The following is an 18252-nucleotide window of genomic DNA, read 5'->3' as shown; positions in this document are numbered from 1 at the left end:
CCCGGCAGGATAGCGCCCCTGAAGGCAGCCCGGCAGCGGGAAGATGGCGGCGCCGGGGCAGTGCCCGGCGGTCGGGTCAGTTGGAGGCGAGCTCGCGCGCTTCGAGCTGCGCCAACTGCCGGCGCATCGCCTCAAGCAGGGACTCGAGGCGGCCGCCGCCGCGCTGGATCACCGCGCTGTATTCCGAGCGCTGGGTGATGCGCAGCGAGGTTCCCTCGGCGACGAGATCGACGATCAGCGGCCGGCCGGAGGCTTCCGACACCAGCCAGTCGAGCAGCACAGGCGGCTGGCCCGGCCGGTTGACGGTGGTCGCGACCGAGACGCCCTCCTCGCCGCGGGGCTGCGCCCGGCCGACCTCGAAGGTCACGCCCTGGAGTTCGCCGAACCGGGCGGACAGGTTGCGCACCAGCGTCTCCTCGAACAGTTCGAGGAACTGGTTGCGCTGCGTCTCGGAGGCGGTGCGCCAGTGCCGGCCGAGCACGAACTGGCCGACGCCGCGCACATCCACCGCCTCGCGCAGGATGCGCGCAACCTCGGTTCGCTTCTCGGGCAGTGGCGCGTCGCTGTCCAGCACGGCGACCAGTGCCTTCCCCTGCGCCTCGATGAAGGCGGCGGCGCGGCTGGTGCGGTCATCCGCCCAGGCGCCGGCGAGGGGCAGGGCGGCGAGCAGGCCGGTCAGGAATACCCGTCGCTGCATGGTCAGATCCTCGTCGTCACTCCGGCGGACGGAACCGCCAGTCGAAGAAGCGACGCCGCGGCGGGGACTCGTCGAGGATGTCCCGCGCGCGCTGTTGCTGATAGACCGAGCGCAGCGCCGCGTAGGGGTCGATCCGTTGGCGCAGCTCGTCGATCGGTTCGATCAGCTGCTCGCGCGTGTCGATCACCTGAGTGGCGGTGCGTGTGATGCGCAGCGCCCGAACGGTGTCACCCTGGCCGATGTAGTCCCACGGATCGGTGGCCATGTCGATGCCGCGGCCGAACACGTCACGCAGATTCGACGGCCCGAGCAGCGGCAGCACGATGTAGGGCCCGCCATTGGTGGTGCCGGCCCAGACGCCGAGCGTCTGGCCCATGTCCTCGTATTGCGGCTCCAGCCCGAGGTCGGTGGCGAAGTCGAAGATGCCGAGAATTCCCACGGTACTGTTGACCACGAACCGCGCGATCGCCTTGCCGGCCATCTCGGGCTTGCCCTGAAGCAGCTGGTGCGCCGCGGTCTTGGGCAGCAGAAGATTGTCGATGACGTTGCCGATGCCGGTGCGCACGGGCTGCGGCAGGAACAGCCGGTAGGCTTCGGCCGCCGGGCGGAGCAGCATGATGTCGAACGCGTCGTTGACCGCGTAGGTCACCCGGTTCAGCGGTTCGAGCGGGTCGTTGGTCTCGAAGTACTCGGCCCGCGCCTCCGGATCGCTCTCCGGCGGCACTGTGGCGCATCCGGCGGCCAGGCCGGCCGCGAGCAGGGCAACGAGACGCAAGGCGGTGGGGTGCATCAGGACGATCCTGCTCACGACAATGGGCACGAAACGGCTCAGCCGCGTGTGAGGCGTATCACGTCAGCACGCGCCGGAGGAGGGGACGCGACCCGTCACCGCGCGCGCGACGGACCGCGGGCCGCACCCTACCGGCACACGGCAGCGTGTAGCACATACATGTTAGTGAAGGGTTATGCGCTCCGCTCATGAAGTTTGCTCCCCATCCTCATCCTCCTGGAGAAGCGTCGGACCGACACCCGAGGTCTTGCATCCGCGGCGCGCGCGCCCCATTCAGCCCCCGGCCCATCAGGAGCGCGATCGTGACCGCTGTGACCTCCCCCTCCGTGCTTGCGCGCTGGGCCGCCGGCCCGCGTGGCGCCGTGCCGCCGATCGGCGACCCCGCCCTGCCAGTGCCGAAGCTCTCCTTCGAGTTCTTCCCGCCCAAGACCGAGGCGCTGGAACAGCAGCTCTGGAGCTGCATCCGGCGCCTGGAACCGCTCGCCCCGCGATTCGTCTCCGTCACCTACGGCGCGGGCGGCACGACGCGCGAGCGCACCCATGCGACGGTCACGCGAATCGCGGCCGAGACCGCGCTGACACCCGCGGCGCACCTCACCTGCGTCGGTGCGACCCGCGACGAGGTCGATGCGGTGGCGCGCGCGTACTGGGAGGCCGGCATCCGTCACATCGTCGCGCTGCGCGGCGACCCGCCCGCCGGCGTGACAACCTACGAGCCGCATCCGCAGGGCTATGCCTATGCCGCCGACCTGGTGGCAGGACTCGGGCGAATCGGCGCGTTCGAGATCAGCGTCGCGGCCTATCCCGAGACCCATCCGGCGGCGGCGAGTGCGGAGGCCGATCTTGACAATCTCAAGCGCAAGATCGATGCGGGAGCGACCCGTGCGATCACACAGTATTTTTTCGATACAGATGTTTATCTCCGGTTTCTTGACCGTTGTCTCGCTGCTGGGATCAGCGTTCCGCTGGTCCCTGGCATCCTGCCGGTGACCAACTTCGCCCAGGTCGTGAAGTTCAGCGCGATGTGCGGGGCCTCGGTGCCGGGCTGGCTCGCGCGGCTGTTCGAGGGGCTGGACGGCGATCCGGAGACGCGGCGCATGGTGGCGACCGTGGTGGCGGCCGAGCAGGTACGCCGCCTCCAGGCCGCGGGTGTCGACGAGTTCCACTTCTACACCCTGAATCGGCCGGACCTGGTCTACGCAATCGCGCATATCCTGGGCGTGCGGCCGAGCGCGGGAACGGCCTGACACCCTCAGCCGTCCCAGAACGGCGCGCGCTCGGCGAAGGTCTCCCACGCCTCGGCCGCATCCTCGCGGGCGTGTGCCGCCTTGGCGGCGACCCAGCCCTGCACCACCCCGGCGGCCCAGGCGCGGCCCGGCTCGCGCTTGGCAAGCGTGCGCATCAGCCCGGCTGCGACCGCCGTGTCGTTGAGGTGGCCGAGCGCGTCCTGCACCGCGCCGACCGCCTTCTGGAACCGCCGCCGCTTCTTCGCCCCGTAGAGGCCGCCGAACAGCTCGCCCGCGTAGCGCATGCGCTTGGCCTGGATTCGCAGCCGATGCAGCGCCGGGATGTCGAGCTGCGCGAAGCCCTCGCCCGCGCGCATCAGGCGCTTGTAGCGGCGGTTGAGCGCAGCGGCCGCGAAGTCCTCGAGCGGAGTGTCGCGCAGCACGGCCGCCTCGGCGGCGTCGCCGCCGCGCCAGGGTGGGGCAGCCACCGCCGCGGCGAGATCAAGCGTCAGCAGCCGGAAGAAGGGCGCCGCCAGGGTGGCGCGCACCTCCGCATAGGCCGATTCGCGCGCGGCCTCGGCGGCGCGGGCGAGGCTCGCAAGGGCCGGCTCTTGTGGAAACGCCGCGACGATCTCGCCGAGCGCGCCGGCGATGAACACGTCCCAGTCGCGCGCCGGGCCGAGCGCGCGGGCCAGCGTGCCGAGCCGGTCCTTGAGTTCGGTGACGGCCGCGCAGCCGATGGCAGGGCGGAACAGCGTCAGCGCCGAACGCAGCCGCCGGATCGCCACACGCGCCTGGTGCACGCCCTCGGGATTCGATCCTTCCTCGGCGACCGGGGCGGCGGCGAGCAGTGCGAGCGTGAGCTGGCCGATCGCGCGACGGGCGCCGTCCTCCACGGTCGCGGCGCCGGTCAGGTCCGGCGGGCCGCGCCAGAGCGGCCGCGGCGGCACGCCGAGCGCGACCGCGCGCGCCTCCTCGGCGAGGCTCGCCGCCGGCACCGTGACCGGTCGGTCGGCGGCGAGCGCGCGCAGCAGGTCGAGTCCCTCGGCAAGCGACTGCTCCGGCACGGCAAGCGTCAGGCGTGCGATGTCGCGTTCGGCTGCGACCGCACGGAGCTGTCCGGCGAACAGCGTCACGGTCATGCCGCCGGCGAGCCGGAGGGTGTGGCGCCGGCCCGCGGCGGCCGCGGCGGCCGGTAATGGCATTCCCTCGGCGGATTTCGGGATCAGCCCGACGAGCGACGCTGCATCGGGTCCGGGGCGGGAGAGGCGGGTCTGCGCGAGCGCGGCCGGCGGCCGCGCAGGCTCGACGCGCGCATCCTCGCCCGGCAGGCCGCGCAGCAGGCGTTGCACCGCGCCGCGCCCGCGCGGCTCGACGGCGAGGGCCAGCCCCTCCGCCGCCAGAGCGCCCTCGGCGGTGTCGTGGAACACGACGGTCGCCTCCGCACTCCGCGCCTGGCCGAGGCGCCGACCAGCCAAGGCCGGGTGGCGCAGCAGCGTCGCCGCCGCCTCCGGCGCGACCGCGAGTTCGAACACCACCACGCGGGCCTCGGGCGCCTCGATATGCGGCGCGGCACCTGAGGCGTCGGGGCTCACGGCGCGGTTTTCGGCAGGTCGCGCGGGCAGACGAAGCGCACCAGGCGCGCATTGCCCTCGGCGAGGCCCCACCAGGGTGTGGCCACCGCGAACTCGGCGAGCGCGGCGGTCGGGTAGCGTTCGGCGAGCCGCAGCGCATCGATGCCGCCGCGCGCCATCGCCGTCGGGCCGGCGAGCGCCAGCGCGAGATTGTGCAGCCCGGGATTGTGGCCGATCACCAGCACGCTGCGCGCGGTCTCGGGCACCGCGTGCAGCAGGTCGAGCAGCTTGCGCGCAGGTGCGAGGTAGAGCGCCTCCAGAGTGTCGATCACCGGGCTGTCGTCGAACGGCTCGATCAGCGCCAGCGTCTCCTGCGTGCGCCGCGCCGAGGAGACCAGCACGATGTCGGGCGCGAGGCCGAGGCCGCGCATCTCGCTGCCCATGGCGGCGGCGTCCGCCCGTCCGCGTGCATTCAGGGGGCGGTCGTGATCCGGCAGCGACGGATCGTCCCAGGAGGACTTGGCGTGGCGGAGAAGCAGAAGCTGGCGCATGGAACGTGACGCTGGATCCCGGGGCCGGATCGGCTGGGCGACCATGGCACGGAACGGCCCCGCCCGTCTGCCCCGGGCCATGCCGGAATCACATACGTGTCAGGGGAGCCTCGCGGCTGGCGCGGTCGCGCCCAAGTGATCGCCGTAAGTGCGGGGGTGTGCGGTGACGGTGCTGGTGTTCGGGGCCACGGGCGGGATCGGCGGCGCGCTGGCGCGGCGGCTTGTCGGATCGGGCCGTCCCGTGCACTTGGCCGCGCGCGATGCCACGGCCCTCGGTGCGCTCGCGGCAGAGCTCGGGGTGCCGTTCTCGGTCTCGGATGTCCTCGACGACACGGCGCTTGCGCGCACCGTGGCGGCGGCCGCACCGGATGGACGTCTCTCCGGTCTGGCGTTCTGCGTCGGCTCGATCGTGCTGAAGCCGCTCGGCCGCGTGACCAGCGCCGATCATCTGGACGCCTACCGGCTGAACGTGCTTGCCGCCGCGCGCGCCGTCGCCCTGGCGGCGGAGGCGTTGAAAGCCGGGCAGGGGGCTGTCGTGCTGTTCAGCTCGGTCGCGGCGCGCGCGGGATTCCCGAACCACTCGGTCATCGGCCCGGTGAAGGCGGCGGTCGAGGGGCTCACGGTCGCGCTGGCGGCGGAACTCGCCCCCGCGGTGCGCGTCAACTGCATTGCGCCGAGCCTGACGCGCACGGCCATGGCGGCGCCGCTCACCGGCAATGCCGCGATGGCCAAGGCGATCGCGGCCCAGCATCCGATCCCGCGCCTCGGCGAGCCGGAGGACGCGGCGGCGCTGGCCGCCTTCCTGCTCGGCGCCGAGAGCGGCTGGATCACCGGGCAGGTGATCGGCGTGGATGGCGGGCGCGCAAGCATCAGGAGCAAGGGATGATCGGACGGAGACCGTTTCTCGCCGGACTGGCGCTCGCACCGGGCGCGCTGATGGCCGCGCCGCTGACCGCGGCGATCCCCGAGAGCGGACGGCTCGCTTTCCGCGTGCTGCGCAACGACAGCGCGATCGGCACCCACACCCTCGCTTTCACCGCCGAGGGCGAGGCGGTCAGGGTCGAGATCGCGATCGAGCTCGCCGTGCGCGTGCTCGGCATCCCCGTTTACCGATACAGCCACCGCAACACGGAGCGCTGGACGGGCGAGCGGCTGCTGCTGATCGATAGCAGCACCGACCGGAACGGCCGGCCCTATCGCGTGCAGGCGCGCGCCGCGGGCGACGGGATCGCGGTCGAGGGCACCGAGGGCGGACGTTACGTCGCGCCGGGCGATGCGGCCTCGACCTCCTACTGGCACGCGCGCTTCCTGCGCACGCAGAAGATCGACACCCAGGGCGGGCGGCTGCTCGGCACGACGATCGAGGATCTCGGCGAGGAGGCGATCTCGATCGGTGGCAGCACGGCACCGGCGCGACGCTTCCGCGTCTCGGGCGATCTCACGCTCGACATCTGGTACGACCGCGCCGGTGCCTGGTCGGGCCTGTCGTTCGCCGGCGAAGACGGCTCGACCATTCGCTACGTGCGCACGTGAGCCAACCTGTCCTGCGCGTGGTGCTGGGCGACCAGTGCTCGCGCACGCTCTCGGCCCTCGCCGATCTCGACCCGGCGCGCGACGTGGTGCTGATGGCCGAGGTGATCGGCGAGTGCACCTATGTCCGCCACCACCGCCAGAAGATCGCGCTGGTGCTCTCGGCGATGCGGCACTTCGCGCGCGCGCTCGCCGCGCGCGGTGTGCGCGTGGACTATGTGCGGCTCGACGATGCGGACAACAGCGGGACCCTGCGCGGCGAGGTGATGCGCGCCGTGGCGCGTCATCGACCGACGCGCATCGTCGCGACCGAGCCGGGCGAGTGGCGCGTGCGCGAGGACATGCGCGGCTGGGGAGAGGCGGCCGGCGTGCCGGTGGCGATTCTCGACGACACGCGCTTCATCTGCTCGATTGCCGAGTTCGCCGCGTGGGCCGAGGGCCGCAAGGCGCTGCGCATGGAGTACTTCTACCGCGAGATGCGCCGCCGCACCGGTCTGCTGATGGACGGCGATGCGCCGGCGGGTGGGCGGTGGAACCTGGACGCCGAGAATCGCAAGCGCCTGCCGGACGACGTGCATCCGCCGGCGCCGTTCCGCGTCGAGCCGGACGCGATCACGCGCGAGGTGATCGATCTCGTCGCGGCGCGGTTCCCGGATCATTGGGGCGGGCTTGAGTCGTTCGCCTGGCCCGTCACGGCCAAGGACGCCGAGGCCGCGCTCGACCGCTTCATCGCCGACCGCCTGCCGCGGTTCGGCGATTACCAGGACGCGATGGCCGAGGGCGAGAGCACGCTGTTCCACTCGCTGCTCTCGACCAGTCTGAATCTCGGTCTCTTGCTGCCATTGGATGTCTGTCGGGGTGCCGAGGCGGCATGGCGCGAGGGGCGGGCGCCGCTGAACGCGGTCGAAGGATTCATCCGCCAGATTCTCGGCTGGCGCGAATACGTGCGCGGCCTCTATTGGCTGAAGATGCCCGAGTACGCGCGGCTGAACGCGCTCGGCGCGGACCGGTCCCTGCCGGCGTTCTACTGGACCGCCGACAGCAGCATGGCGTGCCTCGACGCCGTGGTGCGCCAGACGCGCGACCTCGCCTACGCGCACCATATCCAGCGGCTGATGGTGACCGGCAACTTCGCCCTGCTTGCCGGCATCGATCCGGCCGAGGTGAACGACTGGTACCTGTGCGTCTATGCCGATGCCTTCGAGTGGGTGGAGCTGCCGAACACGCACGGCATGGCGATCCATGCCGATGGCGGGATCATGGCCTCGAAACCCTACGCGGCATCCGGCAAGTATATCGACCGGATGAGCGATCACTGCCGGCACTGCCGCTACGATGTGCGCGAGGCGGTGGGCGAGCGCGCCTGTCCGTTCAACGCGCTCTACTGGGATTTCCTCGCCCGCCACCGCGCGCGCTTCGCGAGCAACCCGAGGATGGCGCAGATGTACCGGACCATGGATCGGATGGACGGCGCGAAGGTGGCGGCGATGCGGCGTCAGGCGACGGCGTTTCTCGACCGGGTCGCTCCGCGCAAGGCGGCCGCGGCATGAGCAGGCCGCGCCCCGCCAGGCCCGAGGACGGGCTCGCCTGGATCACCGGCGCCTCCTCGGGGATCGGCCGGCAACTCGCGCTGGAGCTCGTCGAACGCGGCTGGACCGTCGTCGCGACCGCGCGGCGCGAGGCGGAGCTGGCGGCCCTCGCGGCCGAGGCGAAGGGCCGCGTTATCGCCGCACCGGCCGATGTCACCGATGCCCAGGCGGTCTCCGCGGCCGTGCACCGCGCGCAGACCGAGACCGGCAGGCCGATCGCGCTCGCGGTGCTGAACGCGGGCACCTACATCCACGACAGCGCCCAACGCTTCGATCTCGATGCCTTCTCGCGCCAGGTGCGGGTGAACATCGACGGCACCGCGATCGCGCTCGCTTCCGTCATGCCGGCGATGATCGCGCGCGGCACGGGCCAGATCGCGATCGTCTCCTCGGTCGCCGGCTATCGCGGCCTGCCGCGCGCGATCGCCTACTCCGCCACCAAGGCCGCACTGATCGCCATGGCCGAGAGCCTCAAATTCGACCTCGACCAGACGGGCGTGATGATCAACGTCATCAACCCGGGCTTCGTGAAGACGCCGCTGACCGACCGCAACGACTTCCCGATGCCGTTCCTGATGCCGGTCGAGGCCGCGGCGAAACGGATCGCCGACGGGCTCGCGCGCGGCCGCTTCGAGATCGCCTTCCCGCGCCGCTTCGCGGCCATCCTGAAGCTGATGCGCATCCTGCCCTATGCGCTATACTTCCCGGTGGTGGGACGGACGACACAACGACGATGAGATTCGAGGACCTGGCGCGCGATCCGCGCGCCGGCGCGCTCAGGGCGTGGGGCGAGGCCTGGCAGGGGCTGACGCCGGAGACGGTCCCGACGCTGGTCGGGCTCGCTGCCGCGGACATCCGCTTCCGCGATCCGTTCCAGGAGATCCGTGGTCGCGACGCCTTCGAGCGCATGCTGCGGCACATGTTCGCAACCGTCGCCGAGCCGCGCTTCGTCGTCACCGACCATGCGCTCGGCATCGCTGCCGGGTATCTGCGCTGGACCTTCAGCTACGGCCGCGGTGGCGGGGCGCGGACGATCGACGGCGTGAGCGAGATCGGCTTCGCACCGGACGGGCTCGTGTCCGCCCATGTCGATCACTGGGACGCCGGAATGCAGGTATACGCACGGCTTCCCCTTCTGGGCATGGCCATCAGGGCGATCGCACGCCGCGTCGCTGCGCGTTAACCCTTCCTTTACGTTTATCCTCCAGTCTGCCCACTGGCGTCGTCTAGCCAGCGGTCGCGCCGCGTCGGCCAGGCGACGTGGACACGGCGTCACCGCCCAAGGAGGGCCTTGGCCCAGGCAGGCATACGATGATCGTTGAAGCGACCCGTCCGGTCTCCCTTCCGCCGTCCTCGCCCATGGCGCGCGCGGTTCCCGCGGCCATGCCCGACGACATTGCCGCCATGCCGCAGACCACCGTCGGCAAGGCCGTGCCCCTGACCAATCCGGCGATGCGCTTCGACCTCAAGGCCTCGATGGTGGTCATCGAGTTCTTCGATGCGCAGGGCGAGGTCCAGCGCAAGATCCCGTCCGAGCGCGTGCTCGAGGCCTATGCGCGCGGCCAGGATCCGGCCTTCCCGGCCACGGCCCTGGTGGTGGATGCCGAGCGCTGAGCTATACGCGGCGGTCGCGCCGCATCAGCACATACGGCTTGCCGTGATCGTGCAGGACGCCGTGCTCGGTCCAGCCGAGTGACGCGTACAGATCGACCTGCCCATCCGTGAACAGCCAGAGCCGCGGATATCCCGCGCGCCAGGCCGCAGCCTCCACCGCCTTCACCAATAAGGGCGCGATCCCTGCGCCGCGGAAGCGCGGCACGACATAGACACTCGCGAGCCACGGTGAGAGGTCGGGCCGCGCATCGCTGTCCTCGGCCGTGAGCGACGCCGTGCCGGCGGGCTCGCCGTCGATCAGCGCGACAACGCACTGCTCCAGCCCGATCCGCGCCGTGCGACCCGCGATCTTGGCGGTGCGCTGGTCCAGCGTCTCGCCCTGCGCGCGGCCCCATGCACGCCACGTCCACTCGCCGACGATGGTCGCGAGATCCGGCCGATCGGCGATCGTGACGAGGGCGAGGCTCATGCCGGGCCGAGCCGGCGGAAGGCGAGCTGCACCGTGCCGATCCAGATGCCCCAGCGATACACCTTCGCCGTGTTCAGCACGACCTCGTCATCGATGCGGAACATCCAGTCGTCGAATCGCACCTGCCAGGTGGAGTCGCCGACCTGGAGGTTGATGCGGTAGCCGAACTGGAAGGCGTTCCCGGCCTCGCGCCCGGTGGCGACGCCGATCACGTCGTCCGCCCGGCCCTCCCACTGCCGCTCGCCCGTGCGCGTCAGGCGCCAGATGCGCTTCTGCGTCTCGCCATCATTGTAGAGGAAGTCCTCGTCCAGCGTCAGCGTCGTGCCGTCCCAGGTGCCGAGGATGTCGACGGTGAAGGTGCGGCGGACGGTGCCGAACCGGTCCTCGAACAGCCCGGCCGCGCGCGTCCGTCCGGCGAAGTATTCCTCCAGCCTGAGCTCGGGCGTGCGCCCGGCGAAATCCTCGATCTTCATGCCGCCTCCGCATCCCGCGAGCAGAACGAGCCCCAGCAAAGCCGCAATCATCCGCCGCATGCCACCCCTCCGTTCGTCACGCCTTGAGGTCGATCCACGAGAGGTGGCCGCCCTTGCCCGCGCCGGTATCGAGAAACACCGCCCGACCGCCGCGCTTGCCCTGAGCGATATGGGGGCGCCCTCCGATGCTTCGATTGTCGTGACCGCAATAGACCGTGAGCCCCGCGGGGATGTAGTCCACCCAGTCGAGCACGCGGACGGGGTAGCCGGCGTCGGTCAGCTCGCCCGCGATTGTCTGGCCGAACAGCGCGCGGGAGACAAGGCCGTCCGGCCGACGTGCACCTGCGTCGGGCGGGGCGGGTTCGTTGAGCATGGAGGTGTGGAAGGCACCGTGCACGAACAGCACGTCGCGCCAGCGCAGCCAAGCCGGTGCACGGGCGATCGCCTCGATCGCGCGCGCGGCGAGGGCGGCGCGGTCGGGATGGCCTTCGAGCTGGGCGAGAGTTTCGTCGAGCCCGCCGGCTCTCGCCTTGACGGGCTGGCCCAGCAGGGCACGGCGCAGCTTGTGATCATGGTTGCCGAGCAGGAACAGGCCGGCGCCGCGATCCATCAAGCCGAACATCGCCGCGAGCACGCCGGGTGCGTCCGGCCCGTGATCGGTGAGGTCGCCGATCTGCACGACGAACAGACGGGCCGCCTCCGCGCCCGCGATCGCGTCACGGAACGGTCCGGACTCGCCATGCACGTCGCCGACCACGCGGATGCCGGCGAACCCGGCCGGCAGCTCGAACCTCATCCGCGCCGTTCCAGCCGTGCGCGGATCGCGGCCTGCGCGCTCCGGTCGAGCGGGAACCGCCACATCAGCGCGACCGCGACCAGCTTCAGCGCGATCGGCGTCACCGCATAGAGTCCCACCAACGCACCGAGCCCCGCGACACCCTCCGGCCCGGTGCGGAACCCGAGCGCCTCCAACAGCGGCAGGCCGACCCCGACCGCGAGCGCATTGCCTCCCTTCTGCGCCATGCTCCAGGCCGCGAAGAACAGCCCCGCCCGCGGCTGGCCGCTCTCCGCGTGGTCGAGGTCGATCACGTCCGCCTGCATCGCCGGCGGCAGCGCGAGGTCTGCCCCCAGCGACGCACCCGTCAGCACGCAGATCACGAGGAAGATCGGCCAGTCGCCGGGCCCGAGCAGCGGCACGAACGCGAACACCGCACCCGCCCACAGCATCGAGGCGCACCACGCGCGATGCTTCGAGGTCCGCCGCGCGAGCCAACCCCAGAACGGCACCGCCGCCACGCCGGCGACGAAATAGACGAGCAGCAACAGGCCCGACTGCGCCTCCGCGTCCAGCAGATGCGTCGCGATCAGCAGGAACAGCGCCGCCGGCAGGCCGTTGGCGATCCCATTGACGATCCATGCCGCCAGCAGCCGCAGGAACGGCCGGTTGCGCCGCAGTGGGGCCAGGAACGCGCGCAGCGATCGGCGTACCGGTCGTCCTGCCGGCGCGACCGGCTCCGGCACCAGCGTGAACAGCGCGACGAAGGCTGGCACCGACAGCGCCAGCATCGTCATCGCGAGCGCGCGCAGATCCGCCGCGATCCCGCCCGAAACCACCGCCGGCACCACCGCGGAGGCGACGATGCCGGCGATCGTCGCCGCCTCGCGCCAGGAGGTGATGCGCGTGCGCTCGTTGTAGTCGGGCGACAGCTCGGCGCCCCAGGCGCTGTAGGGCACGTTCACCATCGTCCAGCCGAGATAGACGAGGCTCGCGCAGAGGAAGAAGTGCCATGCGCCGGCCCCCGTTGGCGGAACGAACAGCAGCCACACCGCGGGTGCGGCGATCGGCACCGCGGCCGCGATCCAGGGCCGCCGGCGGCCGAGGCCGGTGCGCGTGCGATCGGAAAGCCAGCCGACGAGCGGGTCGGTGACGCCGTCGAGCAGGCGCGTCGCCAGCAGAATCGCGCCCACGGTCGTCAGGCCCAGCCCCATCACGTCGCCCCAGAACGCGGGCAGGTAGACGTTCAGGGGAAGGCCCAGCAGCGCGAGGGGAAAGGCGGGAAGGCCGTAGGCGGCCAGCACGCGGGTGCCGAGACGCCGTTCGCAGGGCTCCGCCCTGCACCCGCCAGGGGCCATTGGCCCCTGGACCCCACTAACCACGCGCGAGCACGATCCGGGCGACATCCGTCCAGCCGGCGCGGAAGCCTGTCTCGCAGTAGGACAGGTAGTACTCCCAGAGGCGCTTGAAGCGCGCGTCGTAGCGGCCGAGAGCGACGATCTGTGGCCACGCCGCCTGGAACGACTCGTTCCATCGGCGCAGCGTCTCCGCATAGGACGCGCCGAACCAGGTGTCGGACTGCCAGCGGAGTCCCGCCCGCGCGACCTCCTCGCGCAGCCGCGCGGGGCTCGGCAGCATCCCGCCCGGGAACACGTAGCGCTGGATGAAGTCCGCGCTCTGTCGGTAGTCGGCGAAGAACCGATCGGCGATCGTGATGATCTGCAGGGCAGCCCGCCCGCCGGCCCTGAGGCGGTCATGCACGGTGCGGAAATAGGCAGGCCAATAGGCTTCGCCAACCGCCTCGAACATCTCGACCGAGGCGACCGCATCGAACGTCTCGGTCACGTCGCGATAGTCCTGGATGCGGATCTCGACACGATCCGCAAGCCCCGCAGCGGCGATCCGCGCCCGCGCGGCCTCGGCCTGCGCGTGCGACAGCGTCAGCGCGACCACCCGGGCCCCATGCTCGCGCGCCGCCGTCTCCGCCAGATGCCCCCAGCCGCAGCCGATCTCCAGCAGCCGTGCGCCAGGCGCAAGCGCGAGCGCATCAAGCAGGTTGCGCACCTTGCGCCGCTGCGCCTGCTCCAGCGTCTCGTCGGGTGCGCTGAACTCGGCCGAGGAATAGGTCATGGTCGGATCGAGCCAGGCGGCGTAGAAGTCGTTGCCGAGATCGTAGTGCGCGGCGATGTTGCGCCGCGCGCCGCGCCGCGAGTTCGGCTTGAACGCGTGCACGAGCCGCGACAGCCAACGGATCACCGGACGGCCGCGCAGCACATCGTCCCACTCCGCCTCGTTGGCAGCGGCGAGCATCATCACCGCGCGCAGATCGGGCGTGGACCAGTCGCCGTCGAGATACGCTTCCGCCCAGCCCAGGCTGCCCCCCATCGCGAAGCGGCGGATCGCGCGCGGCGAGGCCAGCCGCACCTCGGCGCTCGGCCCCGGGCGCGCACCGCGGACCCGATGCGTCGATCCGTCGGGCAGCACGAGCCGCAGCTCTCCCGCGCGGATCAGCCCTGCGAGGTCCAGCGCGAGCCGGTAGCGTCGCGGCGGCGGGGCGGCGAGCCCGGCCGAGAGCGTCGTGTCCGTTCCGTGCATGGTCGGGCGCCGGCCTCAGCGGGCGATCGTCGGCGCGGGTGCCGGCGGGGCCGGGCGCGCATGGTAGCGCGCCCCTTTCAGCCAGAGCCTGAGCGCATGAACATGGATGGCCGCCATCGCCTTGATCGTGACGAAGGGCATCGCCGCGAGGGCCCGCAGCAACCCGCGATCGGTCATCGGCTCGCGCCGCCCGGCCAGCGAGGCGGTCAGCACGCGCGCACCGTCCTCGTGCTCGTCGATCACCAGGCCGATGCGCTGGCCCGAGACCGCGAGCGTGAAGCCATAGCGCGCCGCCATGCCGATGAAGGGCGAGACGTGCATCGTCTTCCGGGCCGCATGGCGGTGGGACATTCCCCCAGACAGCCGTGCGACATAGGGGTGCTGGTCGCCGAAGGTGTTCTTCACCTGGTAGATCACGGCAGAGGGCTCTCCCGACTCGTCCTCGCAAAGATAGAGCGTGATCGGGTTGAAGACATAGCCGAGCACGCGCGGCATCGCGAGGATTCTGATCCGCGCGGGCCGGGCGATGTCCGCCGTCGCAAGCACGCCGTCCGCCCAGGCCCGCAGCGAGGATCCGTCGCGCGGGCCATGATCGATGGCATGGAACGACACGAGACCGGCGCCGTCATGGGCGAACAGGCGGCTCGCTGCGGCCGCGTCGTCGAGCCGGTCCAGATCGAGCAGAAGGGCCCAGATCCGGTAGTCGAGCCGGTGCCGGAACGGGTGGTGGCGCACATGCACCACGCGTGCGCGCAGGATCTCGGCGGGCGGGCCGCTCACGCCACCTCCGCCAGCGCCGGCGTGCCCTGCCATGGTGCGGCGACGCCGAAGTCCTGCGCCACGGCGATCGCCGAGGCGATGCCATCCTCGTGGAAGCCGTAGCCGCACCAGGCGCCGCAGAACCACACCCGGTCCCGGCCCTGGATCGACGGCAGTTGCGCCTGCGCGCGCAGCATCGCCGGGTCGTATTGCGGATGGCGGTAGGTCTTCTCGACCAGCACGGTCCCCGGCCTCGGCGCGCGGAACGGGTTGAGGGAGACGAACAGAGGCTGTGCCGTGCGCAGGTTCTGCAGCCGGTTCATCCAGTAGGTGACGGCGACCTCGCGACGGTGATCGGCCGGACCGCGCGCGAGGTAGTTCCACGACGACCACACGCCGCGCCGCCTCGGCATCAGGGTCTCGTCCGTGTGCAGGATCATGGCGTTGTCCTGATAGCGCACCTGCGACAGTACGGCACGCTCGGCCGCGCTCGGCCGATCGAGCATGCGCAACGCCGCATCTCCATGCACCGCCAGCACGACGCGATCGAAGCGCTGCGTCGCACCGTCCTCCAGATGCACGGTCGCGCCGGTTTTGTCCCGCGCCACGGCGAGCACCGCGCGTCCGGTGGAGACGCATCCGTCCAGATCGGCAGCGATGCGCGCGACATACCGGCGCGATCCGCCCGAGACCGTGCGCCAGCGCGGACGGCCTGACAGGCGCAGCAGGCCGTGATTCTCGAAGAACCGCACGAAGGCACGCGCGGGAAAGTCGCGCATCCCGTCCACGCTTGCCGACCAGATCGCGGCCCCCATGGGTAGCAGGTGGTCGTGCACGAACGCCGGGCCGTAGCGCTCGCGCGCGAGGAACGCGCCGAGGGTCAGCGCCTCGTCGGCATCCGCGAGCTGCCGCGGTGCCTCGCGGTAGAAGCGCACGACATCGCGCAGCATCGCGAGGAACCGAGGACGGAGAAGGTTGCGCTTCTGTGCGAAGAGTTGCGGCCAGGCACCGCCGGCGTACTCGAGCCGGCCGTCGCCGATCGAGACGCCGAACGACATGTCAGACGCCTCGGATGTGACGCCGAGCGCGTCGAACAGTCCCACGAGATTCGGATAGTTCACCTCGTTGTAGACGATGAAGCCGGTATCGACCGCGACCCGTTCGCCGGCGACCTCGACCTCCTGCGTGTCGGCATGGCCGCCGAGCCGGGCTTCGGCCTCGAACAGGGTCACCTCGCAGGTATCGCGCAAGAGCCACGCCGCCGACAGACCGGCGATCCCGGCGCCGATCACGGCCACGCGCGGGCGAATGCGTGGCCAGAACAGTCCGTCCATTCAGGCGGCTCCCTTGTCCCTGGTGATGGAGTCCAGCGCGGCGAGCGCGCGGGCGCGCGCGGCCGAATGATCGACGATCGGTGCGGGATAGGTTCGTCCCAGCACCACCCCGGCATCGTTGAGTTCGATCGGTGGCGCCTGCCAGGGCGCGTGGATCAGCGCCGCCGGCAGGCGCGCGAGCTCGGGCACCCAGCGGCGCACATAGGCGCCGTCGGGGTCGAACTTCGCGCCCTGGAGGACGGGGTTGAAGATGCGGAAATACGGTGCGGCGTCGGCGCCCGAACCTGCCACCCATTGCCACGAGGCGCTGTTGGCGGCGAGATCGGCATCGACCAGCGTGTCCCAGAACCAGGCCTCGCCCTCCTGCCAGGGCAGCAGCAGGTGCTTGATCAGGAACGAGGCGACGATCATGCGCACCCGGTTGTGCATCCAGCCGGTCTGCCAGAGCTGACGCATCCCGGCATCGACGATCGGATAGCCGGTCCGCCCGCGCTGCCAGGCCCGCAACGCCGTGGCATCGTTCCGCCAGGGGAAGTCCGCGAAGGCGGGCTTCAGCGGCTGCTCCGGCATCTCGGGGCGGTGCCAGAGCAGGTGGTAGGAGAACTCGCGCCAGAGCAGTTCCTTCAGGAACGTCTCGGTGCCCTTGCTGCGCGGCGCGCCGGCGGCCTCGGCCGCGTGCCAGACCTGGCGCGGCGAGATCTCGCCCCAGTGCAGATGCGGGCTCAGGCCGGAGGTCGCGTCGAGATCGGGGCGGTTGCGCAGCCGGTCGTAGTCGGCGAGGTGGCGTGCGACGAATCGGTCGAGCCGGGCTTGTGCGGCCGTCTCGCCGGGCGTCCAGGTCTCGCGGAGCCCGCTGGCCCAGTCCGGTGTTGTCGGTAGCAACCCCCAATCGTCGAGGCGGTCAGAACGCGGGAAACGGTCGGGCGCGGGGATGCGCGTCGGCGCGCGCGTCGGCTGCGGCGGCGGGCCGGCGGCGAAGCAGGCGCGGCTGAAGGGCGTGTAGACGCCGAAGGATCCCCCCGCCTGCGTGCGCACGGTCCAGGGTTCGAACAGCAGCGCAGCATTGGCGCCATGGATCGGGACCCCGCGCTGCTTCAGCCCGGTCGCGACCGCTGCGTCGCTCGCGCGCGCCCAGGGTTCGTAGAGCCGGTTCGCGTGCACGGCGACCGCGCCGGTCTCCTCCACCAGGCGGGGGATCGCCTCCTCGGCTCGGCCGCGGCGCAGCACCAGCCGGCTTCCGCGCTCGGCCAGCGCGGCCGCGAGAGCGGCGAGGCTGTGGTGCAGCCACCAGCGCGCCGCGCCGCCGGGCGCCCAGGTGCCGGGCGCCTCCTGGTCGAGCAGGAACACGGGAATCACCGGGTGGCCGGACGCGAGCGCGGCCGCAAGTGCGGGGTTGTCGGTGAGGCGGAGGTCCTGGCGAAACCACAACAGGACCGGCGCGCCGGTAGGGAGGCCCATGCGACGAGGAACACCTTGCCAGACGTGAACCCGTCGTAGGCCGCCTTCCCACAGGACCCCGACGTTGTTGGAAGCCCAGCGGATATAGGCTCCGCGCCCGTCGGTCAAAGCCTCACGGTTTCGCCAGCGCCGCCGCCGTGAACCCGCGCGTCGATCGCGCGTTATGCCGCCACCCGACAGAACCGGAGGACGAGACCATGACCATCTCCCGCGCCCGTTTCCTGCGCGGCGCCGCCTGCCTGGCGCTTGCCGGGGTCGCCGCCCCGCTCGCCGTGCGCGCTGCCCGGGCGAGCGACCGCGACGTCGTCGACCTGCTCTCCGCGCGCGGCGGCTTCGACCGTTTCCTGACGCTGTGCCAGCGGGCGAATGTCACCGATGAGCTGAAGGCCGCCGGCCCGTTCACCGTCTTCGCGCCCGACGATGCGGCCTTCGGCCGCATTCCCGAAAGCCTGATCGCCGACCTTGCCGGGGCCGGCGGCGAGCGCGTGCCCGACATGGTGCGGCTGCGCGCCTGGGTACTGTTCCATGTCGTGCAGGGTCGCCACGGCTCTGCCAGTTGGACCAACACCCAGGAGTTGCAGACCCTGAACGGGGGCCGCCTCAGGGTGGACGTGCCGCAGGGCGAGCCCATGCGCGTGCTGAACGCGACCAATCCGACGCTGTACACGGGCGGGTTCGGCGCCGGCGGGCTCGCGACCAACCGGATCGCTGCGATCCGGACTCCGGACCTGGTGGCGAGCAACGGCATGGTGCACGCGATCGACAACGTGCTGCTGCCGTGACCGCGGCGGCCGGACGCGGGCGCGCATCCCCCGCGT

20 protein-coding genes are annotated in these 18252 nt (G+C 71.4%); 8 read left to right on the top strand and 12 right to left on the bottom strand.

The window, feature by feature from the left end; genetic code table 11:
- Positions 1-76: 76 nt before the first annotated feature.
- Positions 77-697 carry an MlaC/ttg2D family ABC transporter substrate-binding protein gene (locus tag F563_RS0101420; RefSeq protein ID WP_019012854.1) on the bottom strand — a complete coding sequence of 207 codons (621 nt, stop codon included), beginning with the start codon at positions 695-697 and terminating at the stop codon, positions 77-79.
- A 16-nt stretch (positions 698-713) separates the two neighbouring features.
- On the bottom strand, positions 714-1487 hold the full coding sequence (locus tag F563_RS21160; RefSeq protein WP_019012853.1) for an MlaA family lipoprotein: 774 nt from the start codon (positions 1485-1487) through the stop codon (positions 714-716).
- Between the two features lie 302 nt (positions 1488-1789).
- On the opposite strand from F563_RS21160, the gene metF reads away from it, so the two are divergent.
- Positions 1790-2734 carry a methylenetetrahydrofolate reductase [NAD(P)H] gene (metF, locus tag F563_RS0101410; protein WP_019012852.1) on the top strand — a complete coding sequence of 315 codons (945 nt, stop codon included), beginning with the start codon at positions 1790-1792 and terminating at the stop codon, positions 2732-2734.
- A gap of 5 nt (positions 2735-2739) precedes the next feature.
- Here the strand turns inward: metF and F563_RS0101405 are convergent, their stop codons facing one another.
- Together F563_RS0101405 and F563_RS0101400 are read right to left on the bottom strand one after the other, a co-directional pair.
- On the bottom strand, positions 2740-4308 hold the full coding sequence (locus F563_RS0101405) for a CYTH and CHAD domain-containing protein (protein ID WP_019012851.1): 1569 nt from the start codon (positions 4306-4308) through the stop codon (positions 2740-2742).
- A complete protein-coding gene (locus F563_RS0101400; RefSeq protein WP_019012850.1) occupies positions 4305-4838 on the bottom strand; it encodes a SixA phosphatase family protein in 534 nt (177 codons plus the stop codon). Before F563_RS0101400 ends, F563_RS0101405 begins: the two co-directional genes overlap by 4 nt.
- Positions 4839-4986: 148 nt before the next feature.
- On the opposite strand from F563_RS0101400, the gene F563_RS0101395 reads away from it, so the two are divergent.
- The 6 genes from F563_RS0101395 to F563_RS0101370 all read left to right on the top strand — a co-directional run bounded on the left by F563_RS0101395 (position 4987) and on the right by F563_RS0101370 (position 9571).
- Positions 4987-5724, top strand: coding sequence for an SDR family NAD(P)-dependent oxidoreductase (locus tag F563_RS0101395; RefSeq protein WP_026299230.1), 738 nt, complete (start codon positions 4987-4989; stop codon positions 5722-5724).
- Positions 5721-6371 carry a DUF6134 family protein gene (locus tag F563_RS0101390; RefSeq protein WP_019012848.1) on the top strand — a complete coding sequence of 217 codons (651 nt, stop codon included), beginning with the start codon at positions 5721-5723 and terminating at the stop codon, positions 6369-6371. Before F563_RS0101395 ends, F563_RS0101390 begins: the two co-directional genes overlap by 4 nt.
- A complete protein-coding gene (locus tag F563_RS0101385; RefSeq protein ID WP_211211308.1) occupies positions 6368-7918 on the top strand; it encodes a cryptochrome/photolyase family protein in 1551 nt (516 codons plus the stop codon). Before F563_RS0101390 ends, F563_RS0101385 begins: the two co-directional genes overlap by 4 nt.
- Positions 7915-8694: an SDR family NAD(P)-dependent oxidoreductase gene (locus F563_RS0101380; protein WP_019012846.1), complete on the top strand. Its 780-nt coding sequence runs from the start codon at positions 7915-7917 to the stop codon at positions 8692-8694. The genes F563_RS0101385 and F563_RS0101380 overlap by 4 nt, the downstream gene beginning before the upstream one ends.
- A complete protein-coding gene (locus F563_RS0101375; protein ID WP_019012845.1) occupies positions 8691-9140 on the top strand; it encodes a nuclear transport factor 2 family protein in 450 nt (149 codons plus the stop codon). The genes F563_RS0101380 and F563_RS0101375 overlap by 4 nt, the downstream gene beginning before the upstream one ends.
- 200 nt (positions 9141-9340) lie before the next feature.
- A complete protein-coding gene (locus tag F563_RS0101370) occupies positions 9341-9571 on the top strand; it encodes a hypothetical protein (RefSeq protein ID WP_156825014.1) in 231 nt (76 codons plus the stop codon).
- Position 9572: 1 nt separating this feature from the next.
- Here the strand turns inward: F563_RS0101370 and F563_RS21155 are convergent, their stop codons facing one another.
- From F563_RS21155 to F563_RS0101330, 8 genes are all read right to left on the bottom strand, one after another.
- Positions 9573-10040, bottom strand: a complete 468-nt coding sequence (locus tag F563_RS21155; RefSeq protein ID WP_019012843.1) for a GNAT family N-acetyltransferase — start codon at positions 10038-10040, stop codon at positions 9573-9575.
- Positions 10037-10564, bottom strand: a complete 528-nt coding sequence (locus F563_RS0101360; RefSeq protein WP_342662318.1) for a DUF3833 domain-containing protein — start codon at positions 10562-10564, stop codon at positions 10037-10039. Before F563_RS0101360 ends, F563_RS21155 begins: the two co-directional genes overlap by 4 nt.
- Before the next feature lie 25 nt (positions 10565-10589).
- The gene (locus F563_RS21150; protein WP_019012841.1) at positions 10590-11309 is read right to left on the bottom strand and encodes a metallophosphoesterase; all 720 of its coding nucleotides are present in this window, start codon (positions 11307-11309) and stop codon (positions 10590-10592) included.
- Positions 11306-12592, bottom strand: coding sequence for an MFS transporter (locus F563_RS0101350; RefSeq protein ID WP_019012840.1), 1287 nt, complete (start codon positions 12590-12592; stop codon positions 11306-11308). Before F563_RS0101350 ends, F563_RS21150 begins: the two co-directional genes overlap by 4 nt.
- 70 nt (positions 12593-12662) lie before the next feature.
- Positions 12663-13883, bottom strand: a complete 1221-nt coding sequence (locus F563_RS0101345; RefSeq protein WP_019012839.1) for an SAM-dependent methyltransferase — start codon at positions 13881-13883, stop codon at positions 12663-12665.
- 15 nt (positions 13884-13898) lie between these two features.
- Positions 13899-14663 (bottom strand): DUF1365 domain-containing protein, encoded by a 765-nt coding sequence (locus F563_RS0101340; protein ID WP_019012838.1) that lies wholly within the window; start codon positions 14661-14663, stop codon positions 13899-13901.
- Positions 14660-15976: an NAD(P)/FAD-dependent oxidoreductase gene (locus F563_RS0101335; RefSeq protein ID WP_019012837.1), complete on the bottom strand. Its 1317-nt coding sequence runs from the start codon at positions 15974-15976 to the stop codon at positions 14660-14662. The genes F563_RS0101340 and F563_RS0101335 overlap by 4 nt, the downstream gene beginning before the upstream one ends.
- Complete coding sequence (locus F563_RS0101330) at positions 15977-17434, bottom strand: cryptochrome/photolyase family protein (protein ID WP_019012836.1); 1458 nt, start codon at positions 17432-17434, stop codon at positions 15977-15979.
- 197 nt (positions 17435-17631) lie between these two features.
- Here F563_RS0101330 and F563_RS0101325 point away from each other — a divergent pair, with 197 nt between their 5' ends.
- Positions 17632-18216, top strand: coding sequence for a fasciclin domain-containing protein (locus tag F563_RS0101325; protein ID WP_019012835.1), 585 nt, complete (start codon positions 17632-17634; stop codon positions 18214-18216).
- Positions 18217-18252 lie beyond the last annotated feature (36 nt).

The organism is Elioraea tepidiphila DSM 17972 (assembly GCF_000378465.1).
Taxonomy (GTDB): domain Bacteria; phylum Pseudomonadota; class Alphaproteobacteria; order Acetobacterales; family Acetobacteraceae; genus Elioraea; species Elioraea tepidiphila.
The sequence above is the reverse complement of the archived record's forward strand: the minus strand, read 5'-3'. Positions and strand labels throughout refer to the sequence as shown.